At 40.1% G+C, this 21,520-nt stretch carries 17 protein-coding genes; 6 read left to right on the top strand and 11 right to left on the bottom strand.

Annotation, left to right across the window (positions count from 1 at the left end):
• Positions 1-159: 159 nt before the first annotated feature.
• Positions 160-3,084 carry an insulinase family protein gene (locus B2V22_RS03245; protein WP_290490557.1) on the bottom strand — a complete coding sequence of 975 codons (2,925 nt, stop codon included), beginning with the start codon at positions 3,082-3,084 and terminating at the stop codon, positions 160-162.
• Between the two features lie 124 nt (positions 3,085-3,208).
• Here B2V22_RS03245 and pgeF point away from each other — a divergent pair, with 124 nt between their 5' ends.
• On the top strand, positions 3,209-3,973 hold the full coding sequence (gene pgeF / locus B2V22_RS03240) for a peptidoglycan editing factor PgeF (protein ID WP_290490555.1): 765 nt from the start codon (positions 3,209-3,211) through the stop codon (positions 3,971-3,973).
• A gap of 1,644 nt (positions 3,974-5,617) precedes the next feature.
• Here pgeF and B2V22_RS03235 read toward each other — a convergent pair.
• Positions 5,618-6,109 carry a cupin domain-containing protein gene (locus B2V22_RS03235; RefSeq protein ID WP_290490553.1) on the bottom strand — a complete coding sequence of 164 codons (492 nt, stop codon included), beginning with the start codon at positions 6,107-6,109 and terminating at the stop codon, positions 5,618-5,620.
• Between the two features lie 282 nt (positions 6,110-6,391).
• Between B2V22_RS03235 and B2V22_RS03230 the strand changes: the two genes are divergently transcribed.
• Positions 6,392-7,183: a formate/nitrite transporter family protein gene (locus tag B2V22_RS03230; RefSeq protein WP_290490551.1), complete on the top strand. Its 792-nt coding sequence runs from the start codon at positions 6,392-6,394 to the stop codon at positions 7,181-7,183.
• A 213-nt stretch (positions 7,184-7,396) separates the two neighbouring features.
• On the opposite strand, the gene manA is transcribed toward B2V22_RS03230, so the two are convergent.
• From manA to B2V22_RS03195, 7 genes are all read right to left on the bottom strand, one after another.
• The gene (gene manA, locus B2V22_RS03225; protein ID WP_290490549.1) at positions 7,397-8,347 is read right to left on the bottom strand and encodes a mannose-6-phosphate isomerase, class I; all 951 of its coding nucleotides are present in this window, start codon (positions 8,345-8,347) and stop codon (positions 7,397-7,399) included.
• 5 nt (positions 8,348-8,352) lie between these two features.
• Positions 8,353-8,736 carry a DUF956 family protein gene (locus tag B2V22_RS03220; RefSeq protein WP_290490547.1) on the bottom strand — a complete coding sequence of 128 codons (384 nt, stop codon included), beginning with the start codon at positions 8,734-8,736 and terminating at the stop codon, positions 8,353-8,355.
• A gap of 1 nt (position 8,737) precedes the next feature.
• Positions 8,738-9,685, bottom strand: coding sequence for a PTS system mannose/fructose/sorbose family transporter subunit IID (locus tag B2V22_RS03215; protein ID WP_290490545.1), 948 nt, complete (start codon positions 9,683-9,685; stop codon positions 8,738-8,740).
• Between the two features lie 12 nt (positions 9,686-9,697).
• Complete coding sequence (locus B2V22_RS03210) at positions 9,698-10,507, bottom strand: mannose/fructose/sorbose family PTS transporter subunit IIC (RefSeq protein WP_290490543.1); 810 nt, start codon at positions 10,505-10,507, stop codon at positions 9,698-9,700.
• A gap of 19 nt (positions 10,508-10,526) precedes the next feature.
• Complete coding sequence (locus tag B2V22_RS03205; protein ID WP_290490542.1) at positions 10,527-11,519, bottom strand: mannose/fructose/sorbose PTS transporter subunit IIA; 993 nt, start codon at positions 11,517-11,519, stop codon at positions 10,527-10,529.
• 618 nt (positions 11,520-12,137) lie between these two features.
• Positions 12,138-13,358: an LL-diaminopimelate aminotransferase gene (locus B2V22_RS03200; RefSeq protein WP_290490540.1), complete on the bottom strand. Its 1,221-nt coding sequence runs from the start codon at positions 13,356-13,358 to the stop codon at positions 12,138-12,140.
• Between the two features lie 228 nt (positions 13,359-13,586).
• Positions 13,587-13,961: a MerR family transcriptional regulator gene (locus B2V22_RS03195; RefSeq protein WP_083068327.1), complete on the bottom strand. Its 375-nt coding sequence runs from the start codon at positions 13,959-13,961 to the stop codon at positions 13,587-13,589.
• A 247-nt stretch (positions 13,962-14,208) separates the two neighbouring features.
• Between B2V22_RS03195 and B2V22_RS03190 the strand changes: the two genes are divergently transcribed.
• Positions 14,209-15,102, top strand: coding sequence for a cation diffusion facilitator family transporter (locus B2V22_RS03190; protein ID WP_290490536.1), 894 nt, complete (start codon positions 14,209-14,211; stop codon positions 15,100-15,102).
• A 104-nt stretch (positions 15,103-15,206) separates the two neighbouring features.
• On the opposite strand, the gene B2V22_RS03185 is transcribed toward B2V22_RS03190, so the two are convergent.
• Positions 15,207-16,391 carry a MalY/PatB family protein gene (locus B2V22_RS03185; RefSeq protein ID WP_290490534.1) on the bottom strand — a complete coding sequence of 395 codons (1,185 nt, stop codon included), beginning with the start codon at positions 16,389-16,391 and terminating at the stop codon, positions 15,207-15,209.
• Between the two features lie 332 nt (positions 16,392-16,723).
• Here B2V22_RS03185 and dhaM point away from each other — a divergent pair, with 332 nt between their 5' ends.
• The 3 genes from dhaM (at position 16,724) to dhaL (ending at position 18,778) form a co-directional block, all read left to right on the top strand.
• Positions 16,724-17,110: a dihydroxyacetone kinase phosphoryl donor subunit DhaM gene (dhaM, locus tag B2V22_RS03180; protein ID WP_083068332.1), complete on the top strand. Its 387-nt coding sequence runs from the start codon at positions 16,724-16,726 to the stop codon at positions 17,108-17,110.
• 75 nt (positions 17,111-17,185) lie between these two features.
• Positions 17,186-18,178 (top strand): dihydroxyacetone kinase subunit DhaK, encoded by a 993-nt coding sequence (dhaK, locus tag B2V22_RS03175; RefSeq protein ID WP_290490530.1) that lies wholly within the window; start codon positions 17,186-17,188, stop codon positions 18,176-18,178.
• A gap of 24 nt (positions 18,179-18,202) precedes the next feature.
• The gene (gene dhaL / locus B2V22_RS03170) at positions 18,203-18,778 is read left to right on the top strand and encodes a dihydroxyacetone kinase subunit DhaL (protein WP_003140767.1); all 576 of its coding nucleotides are present in this window, start codon (positions 18,203-18,205) and stop codon (positions 18,776-18,778) included.
• A gap of 178 nt (positions 18,779-18,956) precedes the next feature.
• On the opposite strand, the gene B2V22_RS03165 is transcribed toward dhaL, so the two are convergent.
• Positions 18,957-21,520, bottom strand: a 2,564-nt coding sequence (locus B2V22_RS03165; protein WP_290490527.1) for a type I restriction endonuclease subunit R, EcoR124 family, incomplete at its 5' end; no start/stop codon positions are given.

Genomic DNA, 21,520 nt, shown 5'->3' with positions numbered 1-21,520 from the left:
TTTTTCTAGATCTTTATTCGTTATCCTCATTGTATGCCGTGGAATATTATCTTTTAAATATTGAGATGAGACTGGGACAATACAAATTTCAATAAACTAAATAAAGAGAGAAAAAAGATTTCATTTCGAAATCTTTTTTCTCTCTTTTAATTTTTTCGCTTAAATCGTACGTTTGTTGTTGAAGGTTTGAGCTGAGTCGTCGATTTTTTGCTTATTTCCAAAAACGACTAAATTATCTGCGTCTAGTGCGATTTGAATTTGATCTTTAAAGGCAACTAGATCTGCAACTTTGGTATCTAACGCCTGGCTTAATCGTGCGTCTACCATATCTTTGGTCATGCCTCTAAAGTGACGTGTCACCATCAAGTTATTTACACTGGCTGGTGTTAATGGATAATGGAAGGCGGTCATTGAACCAATAATCAGTTGGTCAAGGTCGTCTTGGCTTAGTCCTGGATTGGCTAAGAATTCCGGTAGCTTATGATATACATCTACTGTCTTATCTACGTTCGGATCCCGGTATGAATAGGTTGTGACGTCACCTGATGATGTTAGACTGATACCTGCACCATAGGCACCACCTTTGGCACGAATATTTTCGTGTAAGTAGTCTTTAGATAAGATATTGGCGAAGACAACATAACGACCATTGTAGTCTTCAATTGGCACGCGCCCACCTACGGATACGTATTGGACGTTCCCATTGGTTTGAATAGCTTCGTGGTAGTTGTTGCCCACTAAATCAAACTCAACAGATACAGGTTCAATACTATCCGTCTGGTCAGCTTGATCGATAAAGTGATCAACTTGTTCAAGTAATGTGGTTTTATCCGCTGCATCTGCTGTCAAACTGACTGTCAGCATGCGAGGATCCCATATTTTGCCATTCACTTCAATCAATTTAGCAATAAAGTCATCTGCCTTGGTCGATAAGTTTTCGATTAAATCGGTCATGTGGTCATAGAATGATAGTCCTGAAACGACGTTTTCATACTTAGCTGCTTGTGAGTAGAATGACCGCAGTCTAGAAATGGCTACGCGGTGGCCAGCCCCTTCGTATGACTGACTCATATTGAATTTCACCCGTTGCAAGACGTTTAAAATGCGGGCCTTGTCTGAGAAGTCCGTGAATTTCATGGTGTCTTGTAGGAGTTCAAATCCACGCGCTGAATGATCACCAATTGCTGCAAACGAAGCCACTAAAATTGGCGCATAACCATCTTTAGAACCCTCAATAGTCAAGACTTTTGGTCGCATGGAAATGCCAGCTGTTGCCTTCATCATTTCAATATCCATTTGGCTATAGTCATAATTTTCTGTGTTCAATAAGCCTAATAATATGGTCACATAATTCACGTATGGCAAGTCTTCCGCTGCAATATGGTCTAATTTGTAAGCCATTTGTACATAGCGAATGCCTGATGCGTCTTGTTCATGGAAAAGGACAGGCACCCCTTGTTGGCCGGTTAATGTTTCTTCGGCAATCGATTGGGTTGTCCGCGGTACGTCAGAAATATCTAATTTCGGTAGGGCTTGACGGGCTTCTTCGGTATCCGGTGTGTCTTGGTAGACCCGCAGTGCTTGATTTTCCTGAATTAATGCTTGAATGTCTTGGTCAGTCATTGCGGCTTTTTCAGCAGCTAACTTGGCTTCTAGTTGGTCGTCCTGTTCTTTGAATAAGCCAACTTTTGGTTGGTAAATACCGACTAAGCTGGCATCTGCCGCTATCAAGTTGTCTTGAAGCCATTTTTCATAGAAGTCAGTGGCTAACTTCGCTCTTAAATCGTCGAAATATTTCGAAAAATGAAGGACTTCGGTCGGAGACATGCCATACCGCCATGCCATGGTCATTTGGATTTCATAGGTAATCCCCTTCATGGCACCGCCGGCTTGACGGGCTGCGAATTCGCGGGTATTGATGACCCCTTCAAGTAGGTCGCGGTTAATCCCGTTGGCTACTAGGTCAGTTAAGGTTTCATTGATTACAGCAAGCGCCTTGTCCTTATTGGCTGGATTGAATTGTTTCAGGACTAGACCGAAATCTAGGTAGTAACCGTCTGACCCAATGGCTTCAACTTCTTCCGCTAGCCCGGCTTCAATAAGGGCTTGGCGAATTGGTGCAGCTTCAGATTCAATTAAAGCGTCACTTAAAATATTGGTCACGTAATTATTTGTCAAGTCTGTAGATGCACCTACATGGGTCATATAGGTAAGGTAAGAATCATGTTCGGCTGTCTTGCGTTCATCAGCGTCATAAAAGGCCAGGTATTCGATGTGGCCATCCTTTGTTTCTGGCAAGTCAAATTGAACTTGCTGGTCATTTTTCAAGAATTCACTAAAGAAATCGCCATTGATTTGACTCAAAGTACGGTCAATATCAATATCTCCGTAGACATAGGCTAAAGCATTGTCTGGACGGTAATGGTCGGCGTGGAATTGTTTAAAGTTTTCAAAGGTCAAGTCAGGAATATCATAAGGATAGCCACCTGATTCGTGGGCATAGGTTGAGCCTGGGTGCATATTTGCCGTAACATCTTGCATAATAATGCGTTCTGCGTCTGAATAAGCGCCACGCATTTCATTGTAAACGACCCCGTTATAGACTATTGGCTCATCCTTGTCGAATAATTCTTTATGCCAACCTTCTTGGCGGAAAATATTTTCTTCACTGGTCATTTTAGGGAAGAAAACGGCGTCTAAATAAACATTCGTTAGGTTATGGAAGTCTTCTTCATTCATAGAAGACACTGGGTAAATGGTCATATCTGAAAAGGTCATGGCATTTAGGAAGGTATTCATTGACGTTTTCAACATGGTCATAAATGGATCTTTAGCTGGATATTTACGTGATCCAGAAAGGACTGAATGTTCCACGATATGGGCTACACCAGTTGAATCTTTTGGTGGTGTTTTAAAACCAATCCCAAATGAACGGTTTTGGTCGTCATTTTCAACCCAAATCACTTGGCCCCCAGATTGTTCGTGGGCAAAGGTGTGGACTTGGGCGTTAGCATCTTGAATAAATTGACTATCTACAAGGGTGAAACCATGTAATTGGTCCCCTTTGTTCAAGCTGGTTGTCATACAATTATCTCCTTATCGATCATTTTCTTGTTTCCTTATATTTTAACAGTTTTTGCAGGACTTTATTAGTCAGACCGCTTGTTTGCTATAATAAGCGTAACTGAAAGCAGAAAGGATGAACCTTATGACGATCCAATTCTATGACACACCAGAAAATTTAATTGCTGGTACGACTTTAAAAGACACCAACCAAGCCCTTAACGGCAATTTAGCCCTACATACTGGGGAAGATGCATCGCTGATTATCGCTAATCGACAAACTTTAGCAGAGGCATTAGAGGTTGACGATGACCAGTTCGTTTTCGCTAACCAGACCCATTCCAAAAAAACTTACCATGTCAAAGCTGGAGACCGGGGACGCGGTAGTCTGTCAACTGAAGATGCGGTGGATGATGTGGACGCCTTGTACACTTATGAAAGTGATGTGGTTGTTGGCGTCTTTACGGCAGATTGTGTCCCTGTGATTTTTTATGACGAAAATACTGGTTTAATTGGTGCCATCCATTCAGGCTGGAAAGGGACTGTTCAAGATATCGTGTCAACTACTTTTGCACAAATCAAAAATGAAAACCCAGATATTTACATGGGTAACATCATGGCTATTCTTGGTCCTTCGATTGCACAGAAATCTTTTGAAGTGGACCAAGATGTGGCGGACCAATTTAAGGTCCTTGGTTATGCGGATGACTTTGTGCAATGGGATGATGGTCGCGGGAAGTATTTAGTGGATAATCAAGCAACGGTTTCTGAGCAGTTGAAACGGGTGGGCTTCTTGCCAGAAAATATTCAATTATCTGACCAAGATACTTTAGCAATGGTTGATGGTTTTTCATACCGCTTAGACAAAACACCTGGTAGACATTTCAACTTTATCACGAGAAAAATGTAGCAGTGTTTATACATTATGTAGTAAATTAGTAAACCTTGAACGAGGTGTAGTAATTTAGTGAGTTTTTAAAACCACAGTAATTTACTAAGCCTTCGGCTTTTGCTTTTTCCTATCATTGCCTTAAAAAGCAGTAGGACCGTCTTCAGTCTCGGTCTGAAGACTTGTCTGGCGACACAATCTGTAAGGCGTACACGCCAAACAGATTGTTGTGGGCCATCCCTCCTTTTTATTGCTAAGGCATGCTAGGAAAGCGTCAGCCTTAGCTTTGATATTACAAATCTCATGACTTGGAATTTCTCATTAAATAATAATCCATAAATAAGGATTTTCAAGATTATTGAATATAAAATGTAGTCTTTGCTTAAGCTTATTCAACTATGGTCTATAAAATAGTTTGTATTGCCAAAAATATTTCTATGTATATTTTCAGATATGGGCATTAAAAAACCAGCCGTTGGGAGGACGACTGGTTTTTTGTAATCTTTCGTTTTGGGAGGAGAAAGATTTATGAAGAAAAGTTTGGTTTCTTTATTGGGTATGTTTATATAATAAGCGATACTTTTGAAGAAATTATGAAAATATCAATCAAAATTGTGTTGATTTTGTGATAGAAAGGTTACGAATTGCTAAAGCTGTTTTTCTAATCTAAGAATTTTATTAGTATAAAATTTCCATGAAACATCATTATAAACCACTTATTTATCAACGTTCCCCACCCGATGTAACATGAATGTGACAGCACTTTCATCAGTATTTGGGTATGCTAATTTACGAAGATACGAGTCGGTAATCGTTTGATTATCATTTTTCTATAGAACAGTTAGGAGGTGGTAGCTATGGAGCACAATATACAAACATCAAATTTATGGAATTACAAACCTGCTCAATTTAATCCCTGGTTGGCAGATAAAAGCAGCCATTGGACTTTATGATATTATTTCTTTGATGAAGTCACCCGAAGCTTATGTTTATCCAACAGTCAATATGCAAAATATTATCGCAACATCTCCTAGAGGTACAGAAGTTCTAATAGGCCAAAACACAATTACAAAAGTATATAGTAATTCTGCTAGGACCAAATTAGTAAAGACAATATCTCGTACCTATTGGATCGGATAGATGGGAAAGTTTAAAGAGTGTCCACGGATCGTATGTTTGAATAATGGATTAACCATCTAAGTACAACTGCTAAATACTTATAAAGTCTCTCTATAAAATAGATAACTCGCCAACAACAGATAGGTGTCCATATGGAAAAATTCTTGATCCCTAGAAATATAACCATTCTATTAGTCGTTATATTCGCTTTTGTCACCTTTACCTTCCAAGAATCCTACAAATACAACCGTATATTTTTATTCTTATTTATACTCAACTTGATTTGGGGAATATATTACGAAAAAAAGGGGCACTAAGTAGCTCCTTCACTATTATTTCGCACTTAAAAACCAGCTGTTGGGAGCCAGCTGGTTTTTTGTCATCTTTCATTTTGGGAGGAGAAAGATTTATGAAGAAAAGTTTGGTTCTTTATTGGGTATGCTTATATAATAGGCGATAGCTTTGAAGATTTAGTGAAAATATCAATCAAAATTGTGTTGATTTTGTGATGAATAAGTTACGAATCTCTTAAGCAGACCAGAAATCCTAGTCTTCTAAGGTTAGTCGGTGAATAATATCTGCATAATCTGGATATTGATTCAGTAAATCTGACCGCTTGAATAGTTCAAAGTCATCGTATTCAAATCCTGGACTAACCATGCATGATACTAGTGAATAGCTATCCAATTCTTCAACACTTGACCCGAAAATCGTGTTTTTAGGCACAACGGCTTGTAATACTTGGCCGTTTTCAACTTCTGTACCAAGGGTAATTTGCTGGTATTCACCTTCCGGCGTAATCATATGTACAGTCAGTGGACTACCATAGTGATAATACCAAACTTCATCCGCTGTTAAACGGTGGAATCGTGACGGATTTGTTGAGGTTAATAGGAAATAGATGCTGGTATATAAGGCTCTTTCAGGCTGCCCTTCTAACTGGATATGTTGGTCTGACTTCAACACTTGGTAGAAAAAGCCACCTTCTTCGTGTCCTTCCATTTTATAATGATCAATCCAAATTGATTTCTCTTTCATCGTCGTTACCTCCAGATTAGGTGTTTGTCTTAATAGTATAGTCTTTGTCCTTTTTTTGCACGGTTTTTTTGATACGAGCATCAAAAAATGCTTCGATCTAAATAGAACAATTAAGTATATAATTCCACAATATTGTGAAAAAATTATCAAAGGTTCTGTTTTTTATCAGGTTAAAAAGGTAGATATATCAATTCTAATCATATTAATCGCTATTTTATAGTATGCTAACCAAGTCAGAAAAAATGATGGACTATGTTAAAAATGATTGCAAGGAGACAAGGTATGAGCGAGAAAAATGTTTCAACTTTCATGGATATAATCGATGGTGCCGTTGCCAAAAAGGATGCCCTTTTTGCCCAATCAAAGATTAGATACTTGTTACGAGCGATTTATGCGGGTATATTCTTAACCCTACCAACCGCCATTGGTATTTTGGTTTGGGATGTCCTTTCTGTAGACTATCCAGCTCTAGGTAAAATTAGCTACGCCCTCATATTTCCAATCGGTTTAGCCATGATTGTTTATTTAAACGGTGAATTGGCTACTTCAAATATGATGTACTTGTTCACGAGTGCTCATCGCCGGAAAATTTCTTGGTCAAAAGCCTTAACCATCATCCTCGTTTGCACGCTGATGAACTTACTGGGTGCAATGATAGTGGGTATACTCATTGGCAATTCGAGTGCTGCACAATACTTTAATGGTGATTCTGCGATTATGACAGTTATCAACGCTAAATTAAACAAGGATATTTGGACCTTGTTTATAGACGGGATTCTCGCAAATATTTTTGTGAACATTACGATTATGGGACAGATGAAAATGAAGGATGATACCGCCCGCTTGCTATTTATCGTAGCTGTTATTTTCCTTTTTGTTTATGGCGGATTTGAACATGTGATCGCGAATTTCTCTCTAATGAGTCTGGCTTTCTTTTCAGGTAATAACATGAATTTACTTGGTGTGCTAGTCAATTGGTTGGTCGTTTTCCTTGGAAATTTGGTCGGTGGTGGTGTCATGATGGGGCTTGGCTACAGCTTCTTGAACAATGAAGATACCCTTTACCTAGACTAAGGCAAAATGCTTGCCGCTCCAACAGACTTGAACAGCAGATAATTGAATTCGACAATACTTTAATACAACAATTGACCAAGGGGTGAGCGATTGTGCGCTTATCCTTTGGTCTATTATTTTGGTGCTTTATTCAAATTTGACCTAAAAAAGAGGCTATGACGTCGTTTGTCATAACCTCTTTTGTGTCTAACTCTACTAGTAATATCGGGTTTCCTAAGATTCCTCAGCTACCATCAAACTGAATTGCCCAGTGAGTGTGACTTCTCTAAGGTCACTTGGTAGGATAAAGGCGTCTGCTGCTTTTACGTCCCAAGCCTTGTCGCCAACCGTTACTTGTCCTTGGCCCTCAAGGACTGTACACAACTGGTACTTTTCGGATAAGTTGATATGCAAGTTATCCTCGATTGTCCATTTTGCCACGGAGAAGTATTCATTGGTCCAAAATTCTTGGATTGAGCCGCCCGGTAGTTCAGTTGTATGCCCGGTTGCTAGAGTATCTTTGTGGGGGAACATGGTGACATCCGCTGATTGTTGGATGTGTAGGTCACGCTCCTGGCCATTGGCGTCCTTGCGTCCGTAGTCATAAACCCGGTAGGTGGTGTTAGAACTTTGTTGGGTTTCGAGGATTAATACGCCGCCACCGATAGCATGGATAGTCCCTGCTGGCACGGCGAAGAAATCACCGGCATGAACAGGTACTTTACGAAGCAGTTGGTCCCACTCGTTCTCTTCGACCATTTCTAAGAACTGCTCTTTGTTTTGGACGTTATGGCCGTAGATTAAGTAAGCGCCTGGATCTGCATCCATAATATACCAGCACTCCGTCTTTCCAAGGTCATTTTCATGGGCTAGTCCATAGGCATCATCCGGGTGTACTTGGACGGACAAATCTTCCTTGGCGTCAATGATTTTGATTAATAATGGAAAACGGTCAGCCGCTTCTCCCAAGAAGATTTCTGGGTGTTGTTGGTACAAGTCAGATAGACTTAAGCCGGCAAGGGATTCAGGTGACGTCACGATAGATTGCCCATGTTCATGTCCTGAAATGACCCACGCTTCTCCTGTCTGGTCAGAAGGGATGTCTAGATTAAATTGACTGCGTAATTTTTGTCCACCCCAGATTTTTTCTTCTAGGTAGGCTTTTAAGAATATGGGTTCTTGCATCGTCACTACTCCTTGTCTTTCTTCCCTCGTTTAAAGGGGTTTTTGAATAAGTTGGCTAGGTTACTTTGTTGTGCGACGAATTTTTCTCGGGGTAGGTACTTGCGCATTGCCCGAAGACTATCTTTAGCTTCATCGACAACAAATTCCAGGAGTTGGCCTTCATCGGTTTCAAAGTAGAAGCCGCGGACGTAACGTCCTTTGAAGAACATTTGCACGCGTACGCGTGTAATGTTAACCCATGGAATTTGAATGAAGCCTGGTCCGTTCTCCTCGCGAAATTCGACACCCTTATCGCCCACCATCAGTAAGCCTGACTTAGGGTCGATAGGGTTTATCATCGCATTCGCTTTAGAGATGAACGTTACTTCTGTATTTAATTGTGCTACCATCTTAACCCATGATACCTAATACATAAAGCACGATACCGATCACAAAGATAGAGAAGATCAAGGTAGTTGCGCTCACTTTACGTTTTAATAGGTACATACATGCTAATGTTAATAGTAATGGCATCATACCAGGTAATAATTGATTGAATACGTCACCTAATGTTGTTGCTGTTGTGGTATTTACTAATTGACCTGATGAAATTTGGTTAATCACATCACGGAAGCTATCTGCTGTCACATTGCTGTTATTAGCAGCTTCAACTAAACCATCAAAGTTTACAATAGCATCTTGTTGGTTTGTTACTTCAGAGATTACTTTTGGAAAATTCATTGTTGTCCAACGAGGTACCAATACCCCCATAACGAACATCCCTAAAATAGATGCCCCAACAGTGATTTTTTGAATGATACCACCAGACAAGTCTTTTGTGATTTCAGAACCTGCACGGTAACCTAATTCTTGTGTATACCAAGTGAAAGCTACACGGATTAAATTCCAAAGTACGAAGAATAAGATTGGTCCTAAGATAGATTGGCTTAGGGCAAGTGATGCAGCGAAGGCACCGATTACTGGACGTAAAGTACCCCAGAAGATTGGGTCACCCACACCAGCAAGAGGACCCATCATACCAACTTTAACCCCTTGGATGGCTTGGTCTTCAATGACTGTACCATTTGCTTTCTCTTCTTCCATAGCTAAGGTTACCCCTAAAATTGGTGCCTCAACGTATGGGTGAGAGTTGATGAATTCCAAGTGACGTTGTAAAGCTGCTGTACGGTCTTCTTTACTTGTATATAATTTTTTGATTGCTGGGGCTAATACATAAGCCCAACCAACGTTATGCATACGCTCGTAGTTCCATGAAGCTTGAACGAAAGTTAATCGCCAGTTTGCGACCATCCGGTCTCGTTTTGATAATGTTACGCGGTTTGTTACTTCTTCAGTCATGTCTACCCCTCCTTAATAGTCTTCTAAAATGGCGTCTAATTGGTCATCAACTGAACCTGAACCACCAGATCCTGAACCGCCACCGCCATTAAATTGTGGAGACAATTCAATGTAGATAAGTGCTAAGGCCAGACCGATAATACCCATTGCCACCAAGTTCAATTCTGTAACGGCTGCTAAAGCAAAACCGATAAAGAAGAATGGCCATGTTGTTTTGGTTGCCATCATATTGATAACCATTGCGTAACCTACAGCAACAATCATACCACCACCAACAGCTAGACCACCTGTGATCCAGTCTGGAATGGCTGCTAAAGCGCCTTGTACAGCTGAAGCTGGTAAAGCTAATGTAGCGATTGCTGGAATCATTACACGTAAACCTTGAAGACCTAAAGCCAGCATATTGGCAGATTCAACTCCACGAATAGAGCCTTTTTCCGCTTGGCCATCAGCATAGTGAGCCAAACCTACTGTCATTGTACGAACGAAGATTGTTAATACTTGACCAGCAATTGCTAAAGGCACCGCAATGGCAATACCTTCAGATACAGAAGCACCTTTAGTTAATACTAAGATACCAGCGATTACACCTGCTAAGGCCGCATCTGGTGCTTGCGCTGCCCCGATGTTCATCCAACCTAAAGCGATTAATTGTAATTGACCACCTAATAGTAGTCCTTCAGTTAAGTTTCCTGTTGCAAGACCAATTAAAGTACAAACAAGAATTGGTTGGTGTAATTGGAATGAGTCCAACACACTTTCAAAACCAGCGAATAATGCAATAACACAAATAGCTATAGCTGCAAAAATTGAAATATCCATTTTTCTGTCGACCTCCCTTTTAAATCAAGTTATGATTTTTCAACAGTTTATCTAAGTTTTCGTCTGAGTCTGCAGGGACTTTACGTACGTCAAATTTAACCCCATGGTCTTTTAATTTTTGTAAAGTCGCTACATCTTCCTCGTCTACTGACAATGATCTTGAAATCATTGTTTTCCCTTTAGAATGCGCCATTGAACCTAAGTTTACTTCCTTGATATCTACGCCAGCTTCGATTGCTGCTAACACATCTTGTGGCGTTTCAAATAATAATAATGCCTTTGTCTTACCAAAACGTGGGTCTTTATCAATTTCCGCTAATTTAGATACTGGAATTGTGTTGGCACGAACACCTGTTGGCGCCGCTTGTTGAATCAATGATTTACGCATGTCATCTTGGGCTACCTTGTCCGATACAACAATAATACGGTTAGGGTTAACTGATTTTACCCAACCAGTGGCTACTTGACCGTGTAATAAACGGGTATCCACACGTGCTAGGACATACTTAATCTTCCCATCACCTAATACAGTACCTGGTGTTAAGGTACCAACTTGTTCCTCTTCTTGACTACCTTCGCTAGCTGCAGCTGTTGGCGCGTCAATGCCTTCGCCAAGTGCTTCAGGTTTTACACGAATACCTGACACTTCTCTTGTTAAAATGTGTTTGGCTACATCCGACACTTGGTCAGAACCAAATCGTTGACCCAAAGCTTCTAAGAGCATTGGTAGATTTAAACCACTCACGATTGCCGTACGATCTGGCATTTCTTCGTGAATAGCATTGGCCTGGTTGAATGGTGAACCTCCCCACAAATCAACTAAAAATAGAACTTGTAACGTATCATCGAAAGATTCAACTGCTTCTAAAAGATGGGCACGTAAATCATCCGGTCCTTCTTCAGGCATAAAGGTCACTGCTTGCAGATTTTCTTGCGCGCCGAAAATCATCTCAGCAGATTGTTTAATACCTTCAGCGAACTTACCGTGACTCGCTAAAATAATTCCTATCATTCTATGAAACCTCCCTAAATAAAAATTGGACACTTGTATCCGTTTTCAAGTATATAAGTAAAATCTTCCAAATACAATCATAAAATGCTATGAAAACTAGCGGATTTTATCAAAAACCATCAATTATTTGCAAAAGTTTGTGTATGACTCGTCTTTAAGAATATTAAATATACTCTTTTCGCATTATATTCGGACTAAAAGCTGATAAATCAAGTTTTCTGTTAACATATTATATAAGTGATAAATATTGCAAAATTATCTTTAATCTTTCGATTAATTTTTTCTCATAGACTTCAAAAAACGCGTAAAATCCGATTTTGTATTGATTCTGTACTATGCACATAATCAATTCTTTATATAAAATAATATGACATTTAGCCAAAAAAAGTCGTTTCACCTTTAATAATGACAGAAAAAGTGACACTCTTTTTGACATATCGATGACTTATTCCGCTGACCAAACGTCTTTAATCGGCACTTGAACTTCTAATTTGGTGCCATCAAACTCTTCAGCGATAACAGATTACGCACTGGCTTTGAGAAAAAAAGCATGATTTCGATTAAATTTTTGCAAACAAAAAGAGCAGAACCGAGGTTCTACCCTTTTCGCTCGTTTAACTATTTGTTTAAAGCCTTGATACGTTCAACAGCTTCTGCTGTTTTTTCATAGGTATTGAAGGCTGTTAATCGGAAGTATCCGGCACCTGAAGGACCGAAACCAACACCTGGTGTCCCAACGATTTGTGCATTTTCTAATAGGAAGTCAAAGAAGTCCCATGAGTCCATGCCTGCTGGTGTTTTCAACCAAACGTAAGGCGCGTTCACACCACCGAAGACTTCATAGCCCGCCTCTTCCAAACCTTCTTTAATCAGGATAGCATTGCGGCGGTAGTAAGCTAACATTTCTTCGATTTGTGCCTTACCTTCTTCAGAGTAACTTGCTTCACCAGCACGTTGTACGATATAAGGTGCACCGTTGAATTTCGTTGAAATACGACGTTTCCATAAGTCTAATAGGGATACGCCATCGATTTCCACCTCTTGAGGGATAATTGTAGCCCCTAAACGCATGCCCGTAAAGCCAGCACGTTTTGAGAATGAACGAATTTCAATAGCACAAGTACGTGAACCTGGTAATTCAAAGATTGAATGTGGCACGTCTTCTTCTGTAATGAATGACTCGTAAGCTGAGTCGAAGATTAAGATCGCATCATTTTCGTTAGCCCAGTCTACCCATTTTTGTAGGTCAGCTGTGTTTAAAGTTGTTCCTGTAGGGTTGTTAGGGTAGCAAAGGTATACTAAGTCAACTGGCTCCTCAGGTAGCGCGGGTTTAAAGTCATTTTCCGCTGTAGCTGATAAGTAAACTAAGTCCGACCATTTACCCGTTTCTTCGTTGTAGTCACCACCGCGACCAGCCATGATGTTTGAATCGATGTAAACTGGGTAAACAGGGTCACCAACAGCGATTTTAATGTCTGGGCCAAAGATTTCTTGGATGTTTGAAGAATCTGATTTGGCACCGTCAGAAATAACGATTTCATCCACTTTTACATCTGCACCACGTGCTGCAAAATCATTCTTTTGAATGGCTTCACGTAAGAAGTCATAACCGTGGTCTGGCGCATAACCTTTAAAGGTAGCAGCATCCACTTGTTCATCAACTGCCTTATGTAAGACTTCGATGACTGCTGGTGCTAAAGGTAAAGTAACGTCACCAACACCTAAACGGATTACGTTTTGGTCTGGATGTGCTATTTCATAGGCCTCTTGGCGACGTTTTACTTCTGCGAATAAATAAGAGCCTGGTAATCGTTGGTAATCTTTATTAATTTGGTTCATAAAAATTCTCCTCTATTTATATATGCTAGGTGCGAGAGCCGACGCTCAGAAAGGAACGTTGGAAAATTAAGGCAAGTGCTGAAAAGGTCAGCAACAACTTAATTTGAAACGCAGTCCTTTCTGGAGGCTCAAGACCGATTTTTGGCCAACTTGTGGGAGAGTGCACGCTTTAGCGTTTACTCTCCTAAATGCGGTAGGAACGTCTAGTCTGAGCAACCCTTGTCGCAACTAGCGCAATGGATAGTCCTGGTCGGCGCCAGCATTTCTGAAACCACCTTGATTCAAAATTTCATTATATAGAATGCGGCGAACATCTTCGTCGGTCAGCTGCTTGGTATCTGTCACTTTAGGCTGCGTATGTTGACGATTATATGTATTATAAATTGCTTGAATGCTCATACCCTCATTTAAATAGTCTTTGATTTCTAATAATCGATCGACATCATTTAAAGAGTACATGCGACGATTTGTTTCTGAACGTTTTGGCTTAATTAACTTCTGTTCTTCGTAATAACGCACCTGTCTCGGTGTCAAATCTGTTAGCTGTACAACTGTCCCAATTGGGAAAACAGCTAGCGTACGTCGTAGCTCTTTTTCCTTCATGCCAACTCACCTTCATTCTTTTTTAATTATATTTTAATCTCATGTTATATTACTTAACATATTAAGTCAATCATAATTTATCGAAATTCTTTGAAAATTTAGCTATTTTTTTGTAAGAAAGACATGTCATTTCTAGGTGAAATACCTTGCAAATTGTGTGGCCATTCGCTAAAATGGAAAGAATTGCTTTTTTCCAGATTGGCAAGTTTTACCCCTTATCAATGCAACTTAAAGGAGCGGTTTTCACATGGAAAATGAACCTAACATGACACCAAGCAACACCAACCAACAAATAGCCCGTCGCGGCATTTATCTGAGTATTGTGACTTACGTCATCATCTCAACAGCCAAACTCCTTGTCGGCTATAGCTTTGACTCAGATGCAGTCTTTGCGGATGGTTTGAATAACTTTACCGATTCATTCGCTTCAATTGCCCTACTAGTAGGCATGATTCTATCCCAACGTCCAGCTGACCAGAACCACCGTTACGGTCATTATAAAATTGAAACCATTACTACACTGATCATGTCCTTCGTGATTTTCTATATTGGGATTACGGTGACCATTGATTCAACTACAGCCTTAATTCACCAAGAATATGCAGCCCCAACACCCATTAATGCGGTTGTCGGCTTGTCTTCTGGGGTCATTATGTCCGGCGTTTATTGGTCTAATAACCGTCTTGGCAAGAAACTCAATAGTCCAAGCCTTAAAGCTTCTGCAAAGGACAATTTATCCGATGCCCTGACTTCTTTCGCAACTGCCCTATCCGTCATCCTCAGTCGTACAGGTATCCTTTGGCTAGATGGTGCTATGGCCATTGTTGTTGGCTTAATCATTATCAAATCTGGGTATGATATCTTCAAAGAATCTACCTTTTCCCTATCAGACGGCTTCCCCCAAGAATACTTAGATAACTACCGAAAAATAGTTCTCATGGTACCTGGCGTGCGCGCAGTTTCTGATATCCGCGGCCGTAATTACGGGGCTAATGTCTATATCGACATCACCATTCTGGTAGACCCAGAAATTTCTGTTCAAGCGGGTCATGATATCACTGAAAAAGTAGAATTCGCCTTACAACAAACAGAAGATGTCACCGCCATCGACGTCCATGTCGAACCCTACAATGAAAACTAATCCATCAAATATACTTACAACAAAGACCTGCCACGCGCAATATGAGAAGCAGGTCTTTTTATTATATATTAACTATCTCTACGGCTGACTAGTGTCACGACGGACTAGTGCCACTCTTGAATAGCTTTAACTAAATTATTTGCAGCTGTTTCAATGATCTCTGGCTTCGTCGCTAGATTAATCCGGATATGGGTATCTTCTGGTCTAGTTGGCCAGTAAGTAGTCCCATAGTTGACAGCTAAACGGGCACGGTCTTGAACCACTTCTTTTAGGTCAGCATTTTTCACATAAGCCCCTAGATCAAGCCAAGCAAGGTAAGTCCCTTGTAAGTCTGAGAATTGAACTTGTGGCAAGGCCGTTTGCACTGTTGTTTTCAGTAATTGGTAATTGTTCCAAATCACTTGGTTGACGCTCTCAACCCATTCCGCCCCGTAGGTATAAGCCGCTTCTGAAGCGATATAACCAGCAGGTTGCCCACCAGTCACATGAATAGCATGTAAGAACGTATCCAATTTTTCTCTTAAATCAGCCCGTGGTACCACTATAAATGAATGGTTAAAACCAGCTAAGTTAAAGGATTTTGATGGCGAGGCAAAAAGGACATAATTGTCAAAATCTGCATCAATATTTCCAATAGCAATGTGCTCATGTCCAGGCATAATCAAATCGCGGTGGATTTCATCAGAGAATAATAAGACATCATATTGCTTACATAAAGCCACTACTTTAGCCAATTCATCACGATGCCAAACCCGACCAGTTGGGTTTTGCGGTGAACAGAATAAGAAGACCTTGATATCGTCATCTTTAAAGGCTTTCTCCAAAGCATCAAAATCAATTGTGTACCCTTCTTGTTCGTTACCCAATAAATCTTGCATCACTAAAGTCCGGTTAGCTTCTTCAATAACCGTACGGAAGGGATTGTAAACGGGGTTTTGAATTAAAATATTGTCCCCTTCATTGGTATACGCATGTAAAGCAAAGGCAATACCCGTACATACACCAGGTGCAAATCGGTACCATTCAGCCTTAGTTTCATATTGGAAGTGGTCATTTGACCAATCAATCATTGATTGGTAATAAGAATCTGGCACTGAATAATAGCCAAAGTATTGGTCATCCACAAAAGATTGAATGGCTGCCGTCACTTCTTTGGCTGGTGCAAAATCCATATCTGCAATCCAAATCGGCAATAAGTCTTTGTCCCCAAAAACTGTCTCTAAATCATGCCATTTCATTGCTTTTGTATTTGAACGGTCTGGACTGTAATCTTTTAAAATATCTACCATGCTTGTGCCTCCTATAATTTGTCTATCCTTGTCTTGATATTCTCATTCTATCATACCTAATAGGACTTTGATTCAAGGGACAATCGCTTAAAGGCAATCGTTTTAACCTATCAAAACCTTGGCTAATTCTGGCCCCACCGCTTGTCCAGCTCTTCAGGGCAATGCTAGGAAAGTATAATCCGAAGTCCTACTCAATAATGAAGTCTTACTCAATAATAATGACATCTCATTTAAGTCCCAATGGCTGTTGCTTGTTGTCTTAACATTTTCTTGATAGAATGTAAGCGAGTACATACCACTTTAGGGAACTTACATACGGAGGCTTTTCATATATGACAAATTTACTAATATTAGTGTCTCATAGCCAAACCATCACAGAGGGGCTCAAAGAATTATTAGAAACCATGGTACCCGACGACAACAATGCCTTTTCAGTCATCGCTGCCGGGGGGACCGACGACGGCGAAATCGGTACGTCCGTCAGCAAGATCACGGAGGCCATTTTTGCTAATACGGACAAGGAAATTTTCATCTTCACGGATATGGGATCAGCCGTCTTATCGGCGGAAACGGCCCTAGACTTCGTGGAGGACGAGATAAAAGCCCATATCCACCTTGTTGAAGGGCCGCTGGTTGAAGGGGCCTATGTGGGTGCTGTTCAATCAACCATTAATCGTACACCAGACCAAATTTTAGAAGCCATTAAAGAACAAAGCTAAGTGTCCTAACGCATGCTTATCTTATTTAAAGTCGTTGATTGTAACCATGTTATCCATGCCTAAGGAGGTTTTTTCATGAAAAAAATTATCAACCAACCCGGTGATATTGTCAGCCAAATGGTCAAAGGTTTAGCCAGTGCGCACGCGAATATTCTTGCTCAAGTGCCAGATACTCAAGTCCTCTACCGTACAGCAGAAACCCCAGATATCGTTGGAATTGTTTCTGGTGGGGGATCTGGCCACGAACCAAGTCATGCAGGATTCGTCGGGAAAGGGATGCTGTCAGCAGCCGTTTCTGGGGAAGTCTTTACTTCTCCAACGCCAGACCAAATTTTAGAAGGGATTAAAGCTGCTGATAACGGGGCTGGCGTCTTCTTAGTCATCAAAAACTATACTGGTGACGTGATGAACTTTGAAATCGCACAGGAATTTGCGGAAGCTGAAGGCATTGAAACAGCTGCAATCATCGTTGATGATGATATTGCTATGGAAGATTCTACCTATACCGCAGGCCGACGTGGCATTGCCGGTACAGTCTTTATGCATAAAATCATCGGCTACTACGCAGACCAAGGAAAATCTTTAAATGATTTAAAAGCTATTGCGGAAAAAGTTAACGATAATCTTAAATCTATCGGCCTTGCCTTAACAGCCGCAACCGTCCCTGAAGTAGGTAAACCTGGTTTTGACATTGCAAATGATGAATTTGAATATGGTATTGGGATCCACGGGGAACCTGGTTATCGTCGTGAGAAAATCAAACCGGCTAAGGAAATGGCCGCTGAATTGATTGGTAGACTAAAAGAAGAATTCAACTGGACAACTGGAGATCATTTTGCCGTATTGGTCAATGGTATGGGCGGTACACCGTTAATGGAACTTTACCTATTCTGGAATGATATTCAAGGACAGTTGGGAGATGAAGGGCTAGAAGTTGATTTTGTTAAGGTAGGAGACCTGATGACTTCACTGGAAATGCAAGGGGCGTCATTAACCTTACTGAAACTTGAGGACCCAGACTGGGTAAGTGCCCTACAAGCACCGGTAAACACTGCAGCTTGGGGATAATTTAGTTAAGAGAGGATGTCATGTATGGATGTAAATGAAACAATAACTTGGTTAGACCAATGGTTTGACCGCTTAATAGAAGAAAAAGCTTATCTATCTGATTTAGACCAAAAAATTGGTGATGGAGATCACGGTAATAACATGGCCCGCGGTGCAGTTGCTACTAAGGAAGCCTTGGAAAGCAAACAACCAGCAGATGTATCAGCGCTGTTTATGACTGTTGCGCAAACCCTCATGAGTAAGATTGGTGGTGCATCCGGTCCTTTATATGGTTCTGCCTTCCTAGCCATGGCAACAACGGCTAAAAACTCAGAAAATCTCGCGGATATTTTTGCAGCTGGTTTAGATAAAATTCAACAAAGAGGTAAAGCAGAACCTGGTGAAAAAACGATGGTTGATATGTGGCATCCAGCTGTTGAAGCCCTTAAAGCCAATAATCTAAATCAAGAAATACTAGATGAAGCTAGCACTAAAACGACTGAACTTAAAGCGACGAAAGGTCGTGCTTCCTACTATGGGGAACGGTCTATTGGTGAACCTGACCCAGGAGCTGAATCAAGTAAATACTTATTTGAAGCCTTAATCAAGACACAAGCATAAAATTAAATGAAGAGGCTGGGACAAAACTACTTTTGCGAAAAAAGTAGTCCCACTTTCGTTTATTTTTATAAAGATATAGAAAAATACACTCCCACTACTGAACAAAATAGTTCATAGTTTTGGGAGTGTATTTTTTTTGAGAGACCTTTTGTCCCAGCCCCTTCTTTGTTATTCATTTTTAGAAGTTTTTGTTCGTTAACGGGAGTATTTCGCTTTCGATTACATCGGTATACGCTTGTTTAGCGAATTTTTTCACTCTGAATTTCTTCTGCACTTTCTCCCGATTTTCTTCTAGATAACGATCTTTATCCATGTTCTCAAGGAGATTACTCTCACCAGTTTGTTTACCTGATTTTTCTGGTTTATAATTTTCAATCAGATAATACAAATCATCAGGCTGAACATAAAGGTTTTCGGATAAGTTTTGTACTAAATCATCAATACGCTCATCAATACGTTTTTCGATTTCACTCGATACATTAAGCGTATTTTCTGCTGGCGTTAGCTCATTACCATCCTTAATAGTAGAGAAGATATCTTCAATAATTTCACCTAATTTAGGGTTATTATCTTTAAACTTCGTTAAGTAAGCTTCAGCGTCAACAATACGTTTGATACGATTTTGACTATTCGGTTCATTTACGATCGTTTGCATTAACAGCATTAAGTACTCGTAGTCAATTTGTTGCTTCCCTACTTCAGATAACTGATAATCAAAGTCAATCGTTAAGTCATCTTCTTCATCTTCATCAATTTGTTCTCTAATTTTTTCTAAGGCGTTCTCATACTTACCATGGTAAGACTCTATTACTTCAGGACGTAAGTTGTATTGTTGTTCAAACATATCTTCGTCAAACTCTGAATATACTTGGATAGCGCCCAAGCTCTTATCGAATTCTTGATAAGCTTTAACAAAGAGTTTAAGGGTATCAACATCGTCATTGACATCAATGCTCTCTGGACTAGGCGCAACAGAAATTAAACGCTCATAAGCGTCCTGGAATCGTCCGTATGACTCATTCCACCCTGGTGCCTGTATTGCGCTCTCTCCACCATTAGAATACAAAATAAAGGCATTTTCTACAGCTTCTTGATACTGACTTGGATATTGGAAAGTCATAATCTGACCGTATTGTTTATCCTTGTCGTAGATAAGATTTGTCCGTGAAAAAGCTTGAATTAAATGGTGCGGCTTTGCGGGTGGTCTATCCATGAATAAAATTGCTGTTGAAGGTGAATCGAATCCAGTTAATAGACGATCAACCACAATCACGATATCTAATTGTTCACTACGTGTACGGTATATATCTTTTTTCCGTGCTAAACGATTATTAATGTCTTGGTTAAAAGCTCTAACCTGTTCTAGGTCATAATGTGTGTTGAACGTTTCATTATAATCTTGAATGATTTGTTTATACTGTGATTGACGTTCAAAAGAAGTTTCTTCTGTTTCGTTTAAAGAATAAGTCACCGCTACTTTCGGGAAGTCTGATACTAGACTCTTTGTTTTTTCACTTATCTTAACACTTGATTTACCTTCTTTTACTTCATTAAACAGTTCATAATAGCGTTGTGCATCAGGAATAGAACGTGTGGTTAAAATCGCACTATAGGTGTTCCCTGGGCCACGAGTAAGTTTGAATTTATGTCTTGAGTAATTAACGATTTGATCAATGACTTTTAGTTTGTGTTCATCGTTTTCATAAGCTTCTCTAGGTAATTTGGCTTCTATTTCATGTTCACTCAACCCATCTATATCGATACCTGATTGGTCAAAATAATCTACAATAGAGTTCTTTTCGAGTGTATTAATATATTCAACTTGGAAACCGAGTACCGCTTTATCATGAATAGCTTCTTTTACCGTATATTCATGTAGACGTGGGCCGTACTGTTCTTCTGTTGTACGTGGCATATCCCCAAATTCATCTCGCGCATTCTCCGCGAATATTGGGGTTCCAGTAAAGCCATACCAAAGGGATTTAGGGAAGAACTTCGTGATTTCTTGTTGTTTTTTAGGGGTCACAGCACGGTGGCACTCATCTACAACGAACCCTATGTTTAAATTGCGTAATTTCTTTGCGATACGGTTATCTTCTTTGTCACCGTAACGTTTCATGACATAATTTAATTTTTGTATCGTTGTTATCACTAAGTCACGGTCATTAGCGGTTAATTTTCGCACCAAATCGGATACGTTATCCGTATCATTCACTTCTACAACGTCATTCATTGCATAAGATTTAAAGGCAGTACCCGTTTGTTGGTCAAGGTCAATTCGGTCTACGATAAATATCGTTTTATCTAACGCGGGGCTTCTTAATAAGTTTCTGGCCACTTTATAAGACGTAAGTGTTTTACCAGAACCTGTTGTATGCCACACGTAACCAGACTGACGTTGCCTTACGGCTTGCTCTACTGCTAAGATCGCATGAATTTGATAAGGTCTAAGTAAAATAATGGCTTTATGGTCAGCATCTAACACAGAGAACTCGGTAATCATTTTATGACCTTGTGGGATAGACAGCACTTCTTTGGCAAAACCTAAATAGTTATTGACTCTATTATTATTTTTATCTACCCATGAAGTTAAAAACTCTTTATTAATATGTTGGCCGTCAGCAGCTGCGATGTACTTCGTATCTACCCCATTTGTGACCACAAACATTTGAAGCATTGAAAAGATACCAGTATATTTACCTTCGTTTGAGTATTTCTTGAACCGTGAAATTGACGATTGTG

Source organism: Aerococcus sp. UBA6277 (assembly GCF_002440555.1).
In the GTDB taxonomy this organism is placed as follows: domain Bacteria; phylum Bacillota; class Bacilli; order Lactobacillales; family Aerococcaceae; genus Aerococcus.
This window is presented reverse-complemented; position numbering and strand designations above follow the sequence as displayed.